This is a genomic window from Bradyrhizobium sp. 956_D2_N1_4 (assembly GCF_052076025.1).
Taxonomy (GTDB): Bacteria; Pseudomonadota; Alphaproteobacteria; order Rhizobiales; family Xanthobacteraceae; genus Bradyrhizobium; species Bradyrhizobium barranii.
On sequence record NZ_CP197237.1, the window covers coordinates 2,857,535 to 2,871,767 of the forward strand.

15 protein-coding genes are annotated in these 14,233 nt (G+C 61.8%); 5 read left to right on the plus strand and 10 right to left on the minus strand.

The window, feature by feature from the left end:
- The first annotated feature begins 174 nt into the window (after positions 1-174).
- Entirely contained in the window at positions 175-681 is a 507-nt protein-coding gene (locus AB7535_RS13120; RefSeq protein ID WP_071914417.1) for a hypothetical protein, read from the plus strand.
- Positions 682-749: 68 nt separating this feature from the next.
- Here the strand turns inward: AB7535_RS13120 and AB7535_RS13125 are convergent, their stop codons facing one another.
- A complete protein-coding gene (locus AB7535_RS13125; RefSeq protein WP_071914415.1) occupies positions 750-1,013 on the minus strand; it encodes a GCG_CRPN prefix-to-repeats domain-containing protein in 264 nt (87 codons plus the stop codon).
- 161 nt (positions 1,014-1,174) lie between these two features.
- Positions 1,175-2,218, minus strand: coding sequence for a hypothetical protein (locus tag AB7535_RS13130; RefSeq protein WP_439037341.1), 1,044 nt, complete (start codon positions 2,216-2,218; stop codon positions 1,175-1,177).
- 489 nt (positions 2,219-2,707) lie between these two features.
- Between AB7535_RS13130 and AB7535_RS13135 the strand changes: the two genes are divergently transcribed.
- Together AB7535_RS13135 and AB7535_RS13140 are read left to right on the plus strand one after the other, a co-directional pair.
- Positions 2,708-3,004, plus strand: a complete 297-nt coding sequence (locus tag AB7535_RS13135; protein WP_014495618.1) for a hypothetical protein — start codon at positions 2,708-2,710, stop codon at positions 3,002-3,004.
- A 100-nt stretch (positions 3,005-3,104) separates the two neighbouring features.
- Positions 3,105-3,302 (plus strand): hypothetical protein, encoded by a 198-nt coding sequence (locus AB7535_RS13140; RefSeq protein ID WP_014495617.1) that lies wholly within the window; start codon positions 3,105-3,107, stop codon positions 3,300-3,302.
- A gap of 228 nt (positions 3,303-3,530) precedes the next feature.
- Here AB7535_RS13140 and AB7535_RS13145 read toward each other — a convergent pair whose 3' ends face one another.
- Together AB7535_RS13145 and AB7535_RS13150 are read right to left on the minus strand one after the other, a co-directional pair.
- Positions 3,531-4,223 (minus strand): phasin family protein, encoded by a 693-nt coding sequence (locus AB7535_RS13145; protein WP_354113134.1) that lies wholly within the window; start codon positions 4,221-4,223, stop codon positions 3,531-3,533.
- A 143-nt stretch (positions 4,224-4,366) separates the two neighbouring features.
- Positions 4,367-4,540 (minus strand): hypothetical protein, encoded by a 174-nt coding sequence (locus AB7535_RS13150; RefSeq protein WP_198518601.1) that lies wholly within the window; start codon positions 4,538-4,540, stop codon positions 4,367-4,369.
- A 388-nt stretch (positions 4,541-4,928) separates the two neighbouring features.
- Here AB7535_RS13150 and AB7535_RS13155 point away from each other — a divergent pair, with 388 nt between their 5' ends.
- Positions 4,929-5,132, plus strand: a complete 204-nt coding sequence (locus AB7535_RS13155; RefSeq protein ID WP_354113135.1) for a hypothetical protein — start codon at positions 4,929-4,931, stop codon at positions 5,130-5,132.
- A gap of 82 nt (positions 5,133-5,214) precedes the next feature.
- Here AB7535_RS13155 and AB7535_RS13160 read toward each other — a convergent pair whose 3' ends face one another.
- The 6 genes from AB7535_RS13160 to AB7535_RS13185 form a co-directional block, all read right to left on the minus strand.
- Positions 5,215-5,949 (minus strand): transglycosylase SLT domain-containing protein, encoded by a 735-nt coding sequence (locus tag AB7535_RS13160; RefSeq protein ID WP_354113136.1) that lies wholly within the window; start codon positions 5,947-5,949, stop codon positions 5,215-5,217.
- Between the two features lie 140 nt (positions 5,950-6,089).
- On the minus strand, positions 6,090-6,605 hold the full coding sequence (locus tag AB7535_RS13165) for a ParB N-terminal domain-containing protein (RefSeq protein WP_354113137.1): 516 nt from the start codon (positions 6,603-6,605) through the stop codon (positions 6,090-6,092).
- 331 nt (positions 6,606-6,936) lie between these two features.
- Entirely contained in the window at positions 6,937-7,515 is a 579-nt protein-coding gene (locus tag AB7535_RS13170; protein WP_439036433.1) for a hypothetical protein, read from the minus strand.
- Positions 7,512-8,147, minus strand: a complete 636-nt coding sequence (locus tag AB7535_RS13175) for a DUF5343 domain-containing protein (protein WP_354130244.1) — start codon at positions 8,145-8,147, stop codon at positions 7,512-7,514. The genes AB7535_RS13170 and AB7535_RS13175 overlap by 4 nt, the downstream gene beginning before the upstream one ends.
- A gap of 321 nt (positions 8,148-8,468) precedes the next feature.
- The gene (locus AB7535_RS13180; RefSeq protein ID WP_439036434.1) at positions 8,469-8,696 is read right to left on the minus strand and encodes a hypothetical protein; all 228 of its coding nucleotides are present in this window, start codon (positions 8,694-8,696) and stop codon (positions 8,469-8,471) included.
- Between the two features lie 122 nt (positions 8,697-8,818).
- Positions 8,819-12,583 (minus strand): vitamin B12-dependent ribonucleotide reductase, encoded by a 3,765-nt coding sequence (locus AB7535_RS13185; protein ID WP_354113141.1) that lies wholly within the window; start codon positions 12,581-12,583, stop codon positions 8,819-8,821.
- Positions 12,584-13,328: 745 nt separating this feature from the next.
- On the opposite strand from AB7535_RS13185, the gene AB7535_RS13190 reads away from it, so the two are divergent.
- Positions 13,329-14,225, plus strand: coding sequence for a DMT family transporter (locus AB7535_RS13190; protein WP_135216155.1), 897 nt, complete (start codon positions 13,329-13,331; stop codon positions 14,223-14,225).
- Positions 14,226-14,233 lie beyond the last annotated feature (8 nt).

Here is a 14,233-nt window from a genome sequence, read left to right on the forward strand (position 1 = left end):
ACTATGAGAGGTTGAGCGTTGATGACATCCATCATCGCTGCGTGCCGCGGCGGAAACTGCACAAAAATGGCAAAGCTGCGACTGTCAACGATATATCTGATTAGTAAGGTCGCTTATCCACGTAATACACTCAGCGCCGTTTGGGGTACGGGGAGCGTATTGGGAGGGTCAATCATGGCAAGTGTCGAACAATTGCGCAGACGTGAAGGCGTAAACTTGGTCCAGCTCGAGGCGGACATTGCATCGGTGCGCACGGGAAGCTCGATTGCTTCAATTGCGCTGCCCGATTACGTCGAGCACACCGAGGGGGTCACGCGCGTGGGCGCGCTCAGTGCAGAGGCGGTCATTCGTGACTATGAGTCCGCTGCGAAAGAGATCGAGGCCATGGGCGCCGAGCTGATCGATGCCGCGCGAAAATGCGAGGCGCTGACAGCCCAGGTCCATGATGCGATCGCCTTCATGCGCGAGACGGCAGCGGGGTATCGCGACGAGGGGCGGAAGATCTTCAAGCGCATCGAGGAATGCGCGCTCTTCACGGAAGACGTCCGCAAGACGTGCGAGCAGGTCAAGCGCAGGATGAAGGACGTCTCGGTCGGCGAGTACTGCAGCGAGGAGCTTGCGACCGAAGAGCTCGAGCCGACCGGGATCGAAGCCAAGGTGTCGGTGTGCGAGGTACGGTGAGGCGGGCGTAGAGCGTCGTTCGCAGGATGGGGTGAGCGCTCGCGCGCCCCCATCCTGCGGGCTGGGCTTCAAAGCCAATCGCGCGTCGACGGGAAACAAGCCCGTTTGCGAGAGTCCCAGACGTAATCCGAACCGCCGCAAGGCGGACGCGCACGCGACGTGGCCGGACATTGATTCCAGACCCGCGCACCCGTTGCCCAGCCATCGACCACGCACGCGCCGGAAACGGTGGCGTGGCAACCGGTGCCGCAGCCGTCTGCGGCGCTGGCCGCGCAGACTGCAAACAGAAGCATCATTGGGGTCAACAGGACGCGTGAAAGGTGCCTGGTCATGGGCTTGCTCCTTCATGCCGAGGCCCGTCGTGACGTCGCACAGATTTGGCCGAGGGCCTGCCGGCCGATCACCGCGCAGCATAGCACCAAGGTTCTTGGCACCAAGGTTCTTGGCACCAAGGCTCTTGGCACCAAGCCTCTTGGCCGAGAACGCTGACGGCTTACCAATCCGGATCGTAGGGGTCGGCCATATAGGGCGGGGGCATCCAGCGTCCTCGCGGCGGCGGTGGCCTGGGCCGCCGGGGGGCGGTCGCTTGCACGTGCGGCCGTGCAGGCGCAGCCGTCTCGTTGCTCGTCGCGCTCCGCACGACCGGTTTCGCGGGTGCAGGCGCGGCTGACGTCGTCAGTTGCGTTTGCAGCGCCTGGACCTGTGCGGCGAGGCGCGCATTGTCCGCGGCATCCTTCTCCTGCGCCGCCTTGAGCTGTTGAATGGTGTCGGCCTGCTCGCGCAGCGTCTGCTCGTTGCGGCTTTTCAGTTGCTCGAGCTTTCCGTTGATGCTCGCAAGCTCGCTGGTGATGGTCTTGAGCGATTGCGCGAGATCGGACGATGACGGATCAGGCGCCGTGGCGCCGGTTCTTGGCGCGTCAGGTCTTGCAGCGTCAGGTTTTGGAGCCTCAGCTCTTGGAGAGTCAGTTCTTGGAGCGCTTTCCGTTTCCTTGCCGAGCGGCGGCGGCACCGGACTAGGCCCATCCGCGGCAGCCAGTTGCACGGCCGGCGGCGGCGCCGGACTTTCGACCGCGGACGCTTTCGCGGGCTCGCTCGCGGCCGGCGGAGCCCATCGCGCCATGATGGACCTGGTCATCGACTTGGCCTCATCGCGATATTGCGAAGCGAAGGCGGCGCCGAGAAGGCCGATCGCCAACACGAGGCCAACCAGGGCACGCAGCATGGTCCGATCTCCCTTCAGGCCTCGATTGCCCACCTTGCTAACCGGTGCCGGCACCTTGTCCTTGGGACCCTCGGCTGCCTTCGCTCCGGCGCTGGCCTGCGAGGTCCGCGGGGCTTCGTTGCCGCGTTCCATTCCGGAAACCAGCCGGTCCAGCCGCGCAAGGTCTTGCTCTGCGCTCTTGATCTGGTCATAGGCCCGCGCCAGCCCGCCATCGGCGCGCACCTCGTCCGGCTTGGCGGCCTCAGGCTTTTGGGCCTCAGGCTTGTCGGTATCAGGCTTGGGGTCGTTCGCTTCAGGCACCGATGCGCGCTCCATCCAGTCGGGCGTCAATGGGAGTGCGGCAGTCCGATCGTCGGAAGGATAGGCCTCACCGTTGTCCAACACAACGCGCGAGCGAAGGAGAAATTATGGCGGGCTACGGTTGCTGAAGCAGCCGGGCGCTGCTCCCCGGGGCATCCCTGCGACGTGCTGTGCTATAGCGGGAGGAAGCGCCATGAGGGTCTCCACCGCGACACTCGCTCTGCTTCTTTCAGGTCCGGCCGCGGCCCCAGGAGTGCCAGACATGCTCAATGGCCGACGCCTGCATGATGGAGTACGTTAAGACGACGTCGGAGGCCCAAAAGGCCACCAAGCAAGCCATCCGGGATTGGAAGCAGAATCTGGACAGAAAGGCCTCCGCAGAATTGTCCAGCAGGGGCATACTCGCATTGCAAGACGCCATGGAGGCGCAGGTTCGTACGGAGCTGGAGCGCCTGAAGGAGTCCCGGCGAAGATCAGGTAGGGAGGGGCGCAAAGGAGGATCCAATGAAATCGCTTCTGCTGCTCACGGCGAGCGGTCCGCTGCTCATTCTCACCTCGCACCAGTCCCTGGACGACCAGAAGCTCCTTGGGGTGCTCAGGCAAAAAGGCATCGGCAAGTTCGTCGCGTTCGAGGTTCCCTTGTCGCTCGCCAGAGAGCGCTACGGCGGGCACTTTCACGCGGTCGAAAGCAATCTGCACGAGACCGATGATTTGAGAGTGCTCGACTTCAACGGCCAGCGGGTCTTTCAGCTCTTTCATTTCGAAGAGCTCGGTTCACCGATCCTGATAGAGCGGTCGTGATCCGGCTTTATTCGGCGGCGAAAGGGGATGTGTTGAGCAGGGCTGTTCCGAAGAGACGCCGATTGAGGTACGGTGGAAGCCTGGACCCGTGGAGTCTGCCATGACGTCATATACTGTCGGGTTGAAGCTCGGGGTGCGTGCCAAGGTGCTCACGATCGAAGCCGAGGACGCATTGGTCGCGGCGCTGAAGATCAAGCTCGAGAACCCCGAGGCACTCGTCACCTACGTTCGCAAGTCAAATCGGCGCGGCGATCGTCGCCACCCGCACGAAGTGCAGCGGGCCAAGACAACCGGCTAAAGCGCGATGAGATTGAGATGAATCGTCATCGCGCTTTAGGTTGTTGTTTGAGCATGATCTTTTCGGAAAACCGCTTCGCACTTTTCCGGATCATGCGTTAGCCGATGCCGAGACCGCGGCAGGTAGCCCGGATTTCGCTTCCGCCTTCGCTCTTCGAGCTACGGCGGACAAGTCGCTCCATCCGGGCTACGCTCGCTCCCCCCGCTGTGTCGGAATACGCAGTTGTCATTAGTGACGTGTCGCGCGGATTTCGAGCGTCGTCTGGGTGAGCTTGGCCACGAATCCCTCAAAATGCATGACCCTTTGTCTGGTCAATTGTCCATGCAACTCGGCGATCTTCTGGGATTCGGCGATCAACGATCCGCACACCTGTTTCGCGTACTCCATCTGAAGCTCAAAGGCCTCGACGGGTGAGCGCGCCGCCGCGAGCTTTCCCAGGAAGTTCCAGGCGTGCTCAAGCGACGTCCTCGTGTAGTCGCTATAGGCATCGGCAATCGCCTGCGGGCTGGCCTGGGAGGGTTCCACCGGTGCGACGGGCGCGCTTGCAGCGATCTCCATCCCGGAAGCCTCGCCTGGCAAGGCTGCAGCCGAGGGTATCTGGGCACTGATCTCTCGGCTCGTCTCTTGCCTTATCTCTTGCTCGGCCTCTTGCCTGTTCTCTTGGGTGCTCTCTTGCTTGTTCTCTTGGCTGATCTCCGCCGAGGCATCCGGCAATTGATGGGCCGCAGTTGCGTGTTGCTCGCCGGCCCTGGTCCGTTGCCCGGCCTTCTTCTTCGCGCCGCGCCGGCCGGATTTTCCCGTTGTCTTATTTTCGCCCGCACTCAACATTGCAAATAACTCCTGAATATCGCTGAAGCCGCAAGCCTCCGTCGTGTTTGCGCTGAAATCGCGATTGTGGGTTGTCGCTTGCGTGGCGGCCATGTGGTGAGATTTTGCCGGGCATCGGCAAGGCGCAATTCGCGGGTGACGGCCTCGACTGCTTCGCGGAGCCTGTCATCGGGCCGCGCTCCGCGCGGACCCGGTGGCTCGCAATGACGGGCGTCCCGGTCCTCGCGCGTTCGTCGTCACCCGAACAGGGCGACATAGATCACGTAGAGCCAGCCTAAGATGCCGTGGATGATCGCCCACAGGATCGAATGATTGTTGGTGTACGAGATTGCGATGGCGAGTGCGGAGCCAAAACCCACGCCGTATTTGGCGCCCTCGACCCGAACCCCGTAGTAGCGATTGCCGTTCATGGCGGTCCTTCCTGCGGGCCACGCTTGCTCATCATGCCTTATAAAAGTCTTCCGGTAATTGTGAAATGGCACACAGACGGCAGCCCTCGGGTCTGCTTCTGTGGCGCCGACACTACACCTCGTGCGCTTGCTCGGCGATGCGCACCGGCGGGTCGGCATTTGGCAATTTCGGGATGATCGCTATGGGCGTTTTCAATCGCACGGCCATGCTTTGCAGCTCTTTCATCGAGTCCACCATGAGCGGGTGAACCGAGAGAGTTTCGCGTGCGCGCAACGGCGCGTGCAGGGATTTTTCTTGAGGCCCCGCCGGTGACGGACGGGGCCTTTCCATTTTTCATGTCAGCCCACGACTGCCCGGCGGTGCCTTCGCGAAGAAGGATGCAGGGTCATGTGGGAGTATTTTGGACCCGATTTCGCTTTTGACGTGGTGAAGGGATTTGTCGCTGGCGTTGCCTCCATGGCGTTTCAGGTCGTGGCGCCGCGGGCGTTTCATGCCGCGAAGCGATTTCGCGCGCACTGGGTTGCCAGAAAAGACGAAAGACAAGCCGCAAGGCAAGCACGCCGCAACGCGCCGGCGAATGATGAGCCGTGAGGTCTCTGGGCGAAGCGAAACCCATCAACAGCCGTCATGGCACGATGGGTTTCGCAAGTGCTCTACCCATCCTACGGACAAGCTAACCGCCGTCATCCGCCGCCAGGCGCTGAAATTGCCGCTTCATCGCATTGACCCCAGAGATATAGCTTGCGACGAGATGATCGCCGCAGCGCTCGCCGGCCGTCAGCTGAAAGTGGCGGCGTGCGTAGGCCGTGGCGGGACCGGCGCCGCAGAGATGGATGAAGGCGGCCAGATCCTGCTTCTGCTCGCGGCTTGCCTTCACATCGCCCGCGCGGGCGAGAACGTCGGCCACATTGCGGTCCAGATACACCGATGCCAGCTCGATGGCGAGGCTCGGGATCGCGCGGGTGTAGAGGAAGGTCGACCCGCAGCCGGTCTCCGTGACCGCGTTGCCGCGGACACAGAACCGTGCGGCGTCGCTGAGGGCCGGATCGGTCATCTGGTAGAGGCCGACGGCGCTGGAGGCGGGCCGGTAAATCGCGAGCGGATTGAGGCTCCATCGCCAGCGCCAATAGGTGCGCGCCACCGGATTGCCAGAGCTCTCGACCTGCGCCAGCGCGGCCAGCAATTCGGGCGTGATCGTCGCGGTGGAATAGGTGCGGAAGAGGGGGCCGTATTGGCGCCAGATCTCGGCGGGGTCCTTGTCGAGGGAGTGGCCGACAAAGGCGAAGAGCTCGGTTGGTTTGCGGATGATTTGATAGGCGATGTCGAGGAGGGCGAGGGCCGCAAGCAAGACTGTTACGCTGAGCGCGATCCGGACGATCCGCGGTGCGTGGGCGAACGCCTTTCGCATCCGCCGAGCGCCTCTTCGGAGGTTGCGAAAGCGAGGGAGAGGGTGGCTGCGTTTTCCTGACATTGCGCTTGCGCAGCACTGTCACCGCAATTCGAGCTGTGATCTCAAGACGCTGAAATCTCAAGAGCTGGAGCCGGCCATCAATAGCGGCCGCCGGTGCCCTTTTGCTGCGTGATCCAGTCCGACAATGTTTTCGGTGTCGATCCCGCAGTCCGGCCCGGTGATGCCTTCGGATTGTCGCGGACGCCTTTCGTCGAACGGGTGCGCGGCGATTCCGTTGCGTTGACGCTCTTCAAGGCAGCCGTCGATGCCTCTGCGGCTTCCTTCTCGAGCCGCAACTGTTTCAATCGCGCCATCTTGATGCGCTCTGCCTCGACTTCGGGTCCGTCGGACAGCAGCGGCTTGTGTTGAGCCAACTCCGCCGGGACCATGACACCGATAATGGTTGTCTCGCCGAGCGCCTTGCAGGCTTCGAGCCGATGCAGTCCCTCGACCAGAACGAGGCGGTCTCCGTCGGGCCGAACGAAAATGGGGGCCTGTTGTCCGATGTCCAGAATACTTTCGGCGATCTCCCCGACGATCTCGGGCTTGATGGCCTTCTTCATTTTCGTGGGAACGAAAATCTTCTCGATCGGGAAGCTTTCCGATGTGGGCATAACTCGACTCCGCTTCTACCGGGCCCGTCGGAACCCATGCCGGTGGTGTTGGGAGTTTAGGAGAGAAGGGTTCGACGGCAAAGGCAATTTCGGCGGCAGGGTGTTGATGAGCATCGAAGCCGGAACCAATCTGCGATGACGGTGACAGTGCAATCAATCGAGGTCGCGCACTAAAAGCGATCCGAACCCGCAGATCGGAGCGAGTGAATTTAGTGCGCTGTCACCGTAATTCCATGATCAGCTCTTGCCGCCAAGCCATCGTGCATCATGGGTTTTGTGCACTGTCACCGTAACTCTACGGATTGCTGCATTTCATCAGTGGGGCGGTACCTTAAGAATATACTTGTGCAGCCCAGTCGCGAATGAACGTCCCAAGTCTTGCCATGTCGCGTTTCGAGACTCGTCCAGAATGCATGATCACGTTGCGAGAACGTTCGATTACTTCGAAAATGTTTGATGCCCATTCGATATTGGGGAGCAAAGGAAAGCGATCCTGATTCTGGCGAATGATATTTAAGAGGTTCGGAAGCATCGTAAAATTGATAGGATCGTTACCCCTCGGCGTGTGCCAGCGTATCTTCTCTTCCTCCTCCATGCGCTGAGCAGCTTGCTGACGAATTTTGTCTGACACACACGTAGCCCACCAATTTTCTCCGACTTCCTCCTTGAGCGTCGAAGAGATCAACTCCCTGACGGAGTTTTCAAAGGCCGCAATCAGAACGTAAACTTGTGCCATCTGGCGTGCCTCCTGAACGAACCGCTCGTCAAGGGCATCAAGAGCTAGCAATGCTTCGACGTCTTCCGTGGCTTGGTCGTTAGGCTCAGAAGATTCCGCAATTACGGAATCGATCGCCTCTTTGGCGAGCAGGCCTCTAAAGACAAAGCTGTAGATTCTATCCGAGGGGGTCATCCGATGAGATGCTCCCGCAGACTTCGGAAGATGCTGTCGTAAATCTTCGGATCTCTGGTTTCAGGTAAGACGACTTGGATTACGTAGTTGAGGCCGCCAAAACTCGGAGGGGAGGCCGTTGCGCCATTTGCTTGTGGCATCGTCGGTAAACTCTGGGGTCGCTCATCCACTTGCGCACTCAAAACGGCGTCCGAGAGGGACGCTTGTTTTTTGAAGTCAGCAAGCTTGCAGAGTTCTAAAAACGTCATCGCCATCTTATCGATGACAGATTCCGAAAATTGCCCTTGGCCTAGGGTTTTCATTTTATTCATGACGTCAGTTTTCGTCATGTTCTGGGCGCTTGTATTGACCTGAAACAGGTCACGATAGGCATCTCGGATACCTTCTGCGAGCACCACGGCAGACTGTGTTTGGTCTAGAAAACGAAAATAGCGCTCTGTGGGTGATCCGTCTGGTCCAATCAAACCGACCGACTTAAGTACGCCAACAATCAACCGGTCCGCGGTGGATTTGAAGTCCAGTGACTCTAGGAATTTGATCGTGAATTTGGAGGGTGCTTGAGCGGCCTTCATTGCCTCCAAAATCGCACCGAGGTTTTTTGCCGAAGTTAAATAGCTGCGAGGAAGCGCCATACTCTACCCCTAATTGAAAGTAGAGATGTGCATGATCTGTTCTTTTCAATCAACAGCAGTGGTCTTTATATCCACAACTAAAGGCCGATAAGACTGGATCTATTCTGGCTCGTTAACAGGCGGCTAATCAGGCGGTTACGTTGCCCCGATTGCTCTTTTCTTCTCCGGCAGCATCTTCGGGTTCCTCATAACGACCATATACCCCCAAGAACGATCCTCGGGGATGATATTGGCCATCAGAGCCAAGGAAGGAGCCGGGTAGATGATAGACGCCATCGGATCCCAGGAATGATCCGGGGAGATGGTATCGACCGTCAGAGCCTAAGAACGATCCGTGAGGATGATATTGGCCGTCTCGACCGAGAAACGCTCCTTGCGCGTGATATCGTCCATCTGTCCCAAGGAACGAGCCTGCTGGATGATACTTTCCGTCGGTCCCCTGGAATTGGCCGGCGGGATGGTAGCGTCCATCGCCGCCGACAAATTCTCCTCTGCGATGGTATCGACCATCCGAGCCAAGAAACGACCCTGCTGGATGATATCTGCCATCGGCGCCGAGAAAATATCCCTTGGGATGATACTTGCCATCGACCCCAAGGAATGACCCCATGGGGTGATACTTTCCATCCACGCCAAGAAATTTTCCCGCCACCGCAATCTGCTCCTCTAGGTTACGAACACCCCGTCGTGGACCCGCAAGTATCGCACTTCATGCACGTGCCATTCCGCACCAGCGTGAAGTTGCCGCACTCCGAGCACATCTCGCCTTCGTAGCCCTTGGCCTTCGCTTCCGCGCGGCGCTCGGCCTTGGAGGGGACCAGGGTCTGCGCGGTGCCGGATTTGCTCCACTGGAGCTGCTCGAGCTTCTCGGTCGGCGAGAGGTCGTGGCTTACTTCCTGCTTCAGCGCGACCGCGCCTTCCAGGGCATCGCCGACCCGCGCGCTTGCGCCGTGCGAGGCCAGCGCCGTGACCTTGCTGCCACCGGTCGGGGCGCTGTCGTTGCCCTGGGCGACCGCGGCGGAGCCGCCGCGCATCACGACGAGGTTGTCGGTGCGGGAGCGGGTGAGGCCGCGCGAGACCAGCTTGGTCGCGTGCTGGGTCTCGTCCGGCTCCTTGCCTTCCTCGACGCCCTTGCCGAGTGCGTCGAAGTTCGACTCGGTCGGATCGACATGGGCGAGATCGAAGCGCGACATGTAGCTCACCGCGAGCTCGCGGAAGACGTAGTCGAGGATCGAGGTCGCGTACTTGATGCTGTCGTTGCCCTGCACGGGTCCCGCCGGCTCGAAGCGGGTGAAGGTGAAGGCGTCGACATATTCGTCGAGCGGCACGCCGTACTGGAGGCCCAGCGACACCGCGATGGCGAAGTTGTTGATGAAGGAGCGGAGCGCCGCGCCTTCCTTGTGCATGTCGATGAAGATCTCGCCGAGACGGCCGTCGTCATACTCGCCGGTGCGCAGGTAAACCTTGTGGCCGCCGACGACTGCCTTCTGGGTGTAGCCCTTGCGGCGATCCGGCATCTTCTCGCGCTCGCGCATCACGATGATGCGCTCGACCAGCTTCTCGACGATCTTTTCCGAGACCTGGGTGGCACGCGCCGCCATCGGCTTCTCGTAGAGTGACTCGACCGCATCCTCCTCGTCCTCATCGTCGGCGATGAGCTGCGAGTTGAGCGGCTGGGAGAGCTTGGAGCCGTCGCGATAGAGTGCGTTGGCCTTCAGCGCCAGCTTCCACGACAGCATGTAGGCGGACTTGCAGTCCTCCACCGTGGCGTCGTTCGGCATGTTGATGGTCTTGGAGATCGCACCCGAGATGAAGGGCTGGGCCGCCGCCATCATGCGGATGTGGCTCTCGACCGACAGATAGCGCTTGCCGATCTTGCCGCAGGGGTTGGCGCAGTCGAACACCGAATAGTGCTCGGCCTTGAGGTGCGGGGCACCTTCCACCGTCATCGCGCCGCAGATGTGGACGTTGGCCGCCTCGATCTCGCGCTTGGTGAAGCCCACGGCCTGGAGCAGGTCGAAGCCGGGGGCGGCGATCGCCTCGGCACCGATGCCGAGCTGGTCGCGGATGAAATCTTCGCCAAAGGTCCACTTGTTGAAGGCGAACTTGATGTCGAAGGCGGTCGGCAGGGCCTTTTCGACCTTGGCGATGGCTTCATCGGTGAAGCCCTTGGCCTTCAGCGTCGAGGCGTTGATGGCCGGCGCGTTGGAGAGCGAGCCGTGGCCGACGGCGTAGGCTTCGATCTCCGCGATCTCGCTCTCGCGATAGCCGAGCGCGCGCAGCGCCGCGGGGACCGCGCGGTTGATGATCTTGAAGTAGCCGCCGCCGGCGAGCTTCTTGAACTTCACCAGGGCGAAGTCGGGCTCGATGCCGGTGGTGTCGCAATCCATGACGAGGCCGATGGTGCCGGTCGGCGCGATCACCGTGGTCTGGGCATTGCGATAGCCGTGCTTCTCGCCGAGCTCGAGCGCCGCATCCCAGGCTGCCTGCGCGTGGCTGACGATGTCAGCCTGCGGGCAGGACACGAGGTCCATCGGCACCGGGTTCACCGAGAGCGCCTCGTAGCCGTTGGACTGGCCGTGGGCGGCGCGGCGGTGGTTGCGGATCACGCGCAGCATGTGCGCGGCGTTCTTCTTGTAGCCCGGGAAGGTGCCCAGTTCAGCAGCCATTTCCGCGGAGGTCTTGTAGGTGATGCCGGTCATCACAGCGGTGAGGGCGCCGCAGAGCGCGCGGCCTTCCTTGCTGTCATAGGACAGGCCCATGGTCATCAAGAGGCCGCCGATGTTGGCATAGCCGAGGCCGAGCGTGCGGAACTCGTAGGAGAGTTCGGCGATCGCGCGCGACGGGAACTGCGCCATCATCACGGAGATTTCGAGCACGATGGTCCAGAGCTGGCAGAGGTGCTCGTAGCCGGCGACGTCGAACTGCTTGGTCTCGGTGTTGTAGAACGTCAGCAGGTTCGCAGACGCCAGGTTACAGGCGGTGTCGTCCAGGAACATGTATTCCGAGCACGGATTGGACGCGCGGATGTCGCCGGACGCCTTGCAGGTGTGCCAGTCGTTCATGGTGGTGTTGAAGTGCAGGCCGGGATCGGCCGACGCCCAGGCGGCGTAGCCGATCTTCTCCCAGAGGTCGCGCGCCTTCAGCGTCTTGGTGATCTTCTTGGTGGTGCGTCCGACGAGATTCCAGTCGCCATCCGTTTCCACGGCGCGGAGGAAGTCGTCCTTCAGCGAGACCGAGTTGTTGGAGTTCTGGCCTGATACCGTGAGGTAGGCTTCCGAATCCCAGTCGGTGTCATAGACGTCGAACTGGATGTCCTTGTAGCCCTGCTTGGCGAACTGCATCACGCGCTTGATGTAATTGTCAGGCACGAGGCTGCGGCGCGCGAGCTTGATCTCGCGGCGGAGCGCCGGGTTCTTCTCGGGGTCGAAGCAATCGTCGCCCGAACCTTCGCAGTTCACGCAGGCCTTCAGCACCGCCTTGAGGTGCTTCTGGTTGATCTTGGAGCCGGTGACGAGAGCGGCGACCTTCTGCTCCTCCTTCACCTTCCAGTCGATATAGGTCTCGATGTCGGGGTGATCGACGTCGACCACGACCATCTTGGCCGCGCGGCGCGTGGTGCCGCCCGACTTGATCGCGCCGGCTGCCCGGTCGCCGATCTTGAGGAAGCTCATCAGGCCGGACGAGCGGCCGCCGCCGGAGAGCTTTTCGCCTTCGCCGCGCAGGCGGGAGAAGTTGGAGCCGGTGCCGGAGCCATACTTGAACAGGCGCGCTTCGCGGACCCAGAGGTCCATGATGCCGCCCTCGTTGACGAGGTCGTCACCGACGCCCTGGATGAAGCAGGCGTGCGGCTGCGGGTGCTCGTAGGCCGACTTGGACTTGGTCAGCTTGCCGGTGAAGGGGTCGACGTAATAGTGGCCCTGGCCGGGGCCGTCGATGCCATAGGCCCAGTGCAGACCGGTGTTGAACCATTGCGGCGAGTTCGGCGCGACCATCTGCATGGCGAGCATGTAGCGGATCTCGTCATAGAAGGTCTGGGCGTCCTCGTCGGAGGAGAAGTAGTTGCCCTTCCAGCCCCAATAGGTCCAGCAGCCGGCCAGCCGGTCGAACACCTGCTTTGCGCTGAGCTCGCTGACGAAGCGCTCTTTCTCAGGGAGAGCGGCGAGCGCCTCGGTGTCGGGCACGGAGCGCCACAGGAAGGAGGGGACGGATTCCTCCTCGACCTTCTTCAGGCGCGCGGCGACTCCCGCTTTGCGAAAGTACTTCTGGGCGAGCACGTCGGAGGCGACCTGCGACCACTCGGTCGGCACCTCGACGTTCTCAAGCTTGAACACGACCGAGCCGTCGGGATTCCGGATCTCCGACGTGGTCAGCCGGAAATCGATCCCGGCGTAAGGTGACTGTCCCGAAGTGGTGTGGCGCCGCTCAATCCGCATGGTCTTGCCCCGTCCTTTTATCTGCCGGACTGCCTCCGCAAGGCGCCCGGGTCGCTATTTCGGTTCGCGATTCCTCCGAGGGCCTCATCGGCCCAAAGGCTTCGCAGTTCAGCCGGTGGATCCGGCCCAGTTTCTCCCGGCGCGATGGTTCTCATCCGCCGGCATGTCCACACCCATCCGCCCCCAAGGGGATGTGCGCGACATGCGTTCAACGCCCCACACGCCACTTCAACCAATGCCATCCGAGCCTGTTGCCGGCCCGTTCTGGCGCCCGAAGGTCTGCATTTCGAGGGCAGACAAGCCCTCATCCGCGGCCTTTGGCTGGCTTGGCGGAGTGGCGATTTGCGAGACCCTTTGGGGGAGTGCCGGCGGGACGCAAACTCACTCGCGCCGAACGGACCGAAAGCTAGGACTCTCCGTTGCGCCCGTCAAGAACTAGTGCGAGTTCCTGAATCAAATACTAAATATGGTGGATTGCGGGGGATAACAGGGGGCAAGCCCGCGCCTGTTGTTGAGCCAAGTATCAGTGAGTCCTCAGGGATTCCCAACCAAAAAAATTTGCATCCCGTGACGATACGGACCCTTCACCCCGCTGTTCACAGGGCAGGTATATTTTTCGGGACCGGGGTTGCCTCAGCGGGACTCACGTAGGGCTACGGAAGGTGAGGGCAGGCATGCCCGCCGGGGTGGTGGTGGTGCGTGCGAATCCGCGCCAAGCTGACCGCGATTTCGCCGGGTACCCCACATGCTTGATTCGACTCGCCGGGATGCGCGACCGCGCATCGCCCCGGCCGGCCTGATGTTCCTCGCCATCACCTCGATCGGCTGGGGCTTCAACTGGCCGGTGACGAAGTTCCTGCTGTCCGAGCTGCCGCCGCTGACGCTGCGCGGGGTGACCGGCGTGCTGGGCGCGGTGCTGCTCGCCGCCCTCGCGCTGATCCGCCGGCAGAGCCTCAAGGTGGGGCCGGGGATCTGGCCGCGCTTACTGACCGCCGCCGTCCTCAACGTCACCGGCTGGATGGTGCTGATGGGCCTGGCGCTGCTCTGGCTGCCGGCCAGCGAGGCGGCGCTGATCGCCTACACCATGCCGGTCTGGGCCTCGCTGATCGCCTGGCCGGTGCTGGGCGAGCGGCCGACCGTGCTGCGCACGCTGGGGCTGGTGATGGCTTTCGTCGGCCTGGCCTCGATCATGGGCGGCAACGGCTTTGCCGCGAGCGTGGAGAAGCTGCCTGGCATCATCATGGCGCTGGCCGGCGCGCTCGGCTTCGCCATCGGCACGGTGTTCTCGAAGAAGTACCCGATCCATCTGCCGCCGATCACGGCTGCGGCCTGGCAGATCGGGATCGGCTGCCTGCCGATCTCGATCATCGGCCTCTTGGTCGAGACCACGCATCTTTCGCTGGTGACGCCGGTCGGCTGGTGGCTGCTGGTCTATTCCACCGTGGTGCAGTTCTGCATTGCCTATGTCAGCTGGTTCGCAGCATTGGCGCGGCTGCCGGCGTCAGTGGCCGCGATCGGCACCATGGCCGTGCCTGTCATCGGCGTGGTCGCCTCCGCGCTCGCGCTGGGCGAGCCGCTGGGGCCGGGCCAAATCGCCGCGCTGATCTTCACGCTGGCGGCCGTGGTGCTGGCGACGCGCTAGCTCGAGAA

Coding starts and splice junctions, on each gene's coding strand:
- AB7535_RS13175 (WP_354130244.1), bottom strand. CDS start 8,147: ATGGCGCTTCCTCGCAGCTATTTAACTTCGGCAAAAAACCTCGGTGCG.
- AB7535_RS13180 (WP_439036434.1), bottom strand. CDS start 8,696: ATGGCAGATATCATCCAGCAGGGTCGTTTCTTGGCTCGGATGGTCGAT.
- AB7535_RS13135 (WP_014495618.1), top strand. CDS start 2,708: ATGAAATCGCTTCTGCTGCTCACGGCGAGCGGTCCGCTGCTCATTCTC.
- AB7535_RS13120 (WP_071914417.1), top strand. CDS start 175: ATGGCAAGTGTCGAACAATTGCGCAGACGTGAAGGCGTAAACTTGGTC.
- AB7535_RS13185 (WP_354113141.1), bottom strand. CDS start 12,583: ATGCGGATTGAGCGGCGCCACACCACTTCGGGACAGTCACCTTACGCC.
- AB7535_RS13150 (WP_198518601.1), bottom strand. CDS start 4,540: ATGAACGGCAATCGCTACTACGGGGTTCGGGTCGAGGGCGCCAAATAC.
- AB7535_RS13155 (WP_354113135.1), top strand. CDS start 4,929: ATGTGGGAGTATTTTGGACCCGATTTCGCTTTTGACGTGGTGAAGGGA.
- AB7535_RS13125 (WP_071914415.1), bottom strand. CDS start 1,013: ATGACCAGGCACCTTTCACGCGTCCTGTTGACCCCAATGATGCTTCTG.
- AB7535_RS13165 (WP_354113137.1), bottom strand. CDS start 6,605: ATGCCCACATCGGAAAGCTTCCCGATCGAGAAGATTTTCGTTCCCACG.
- AB7535_RS13130 (WP_439037341.1), bottom strand. CDS start 2,218: ATGGAGCGCGCATCGGTGCCTGAAGCGAACGACCCCAAGCCTGATACC.
- AB7535_RS13145 (WP_354113134.1), bottom strand. CDS start 4,223: ATGGCCGCCACGCAAGCGACAACCCACAATCGCGATTTCAGCGCAAAC.
- AB7535_RS13140 (WP_014495617.1), top strand. CDS start 3,105: ATGACGTCATATACTGTCGGGTTGAAGCTCGGGGTGCGTGCCAAGGTG.
- AB7535_RS13170 (WP_439036433.1), bottom strand. CDS start 7,515: ATGACCCCCTCGGATAGAATCTACAGCTTTGTCTTTAGAGGCCTGCTC.
- AB7535_RS13160 (WP_354113136.1), bottom strand. CDS start 5,949: ATGCGAAAGGCGTTCGCCCACGCACCGCGGATCGTCCGGATCGCGCTC.
- AB7535_RS13190 (WP_135216155.1), top strand. CDS start 13,329: ATGCTTGATTCGACTCGCCGGGATGCGCGACCGCGCATCGCCCCGGCC.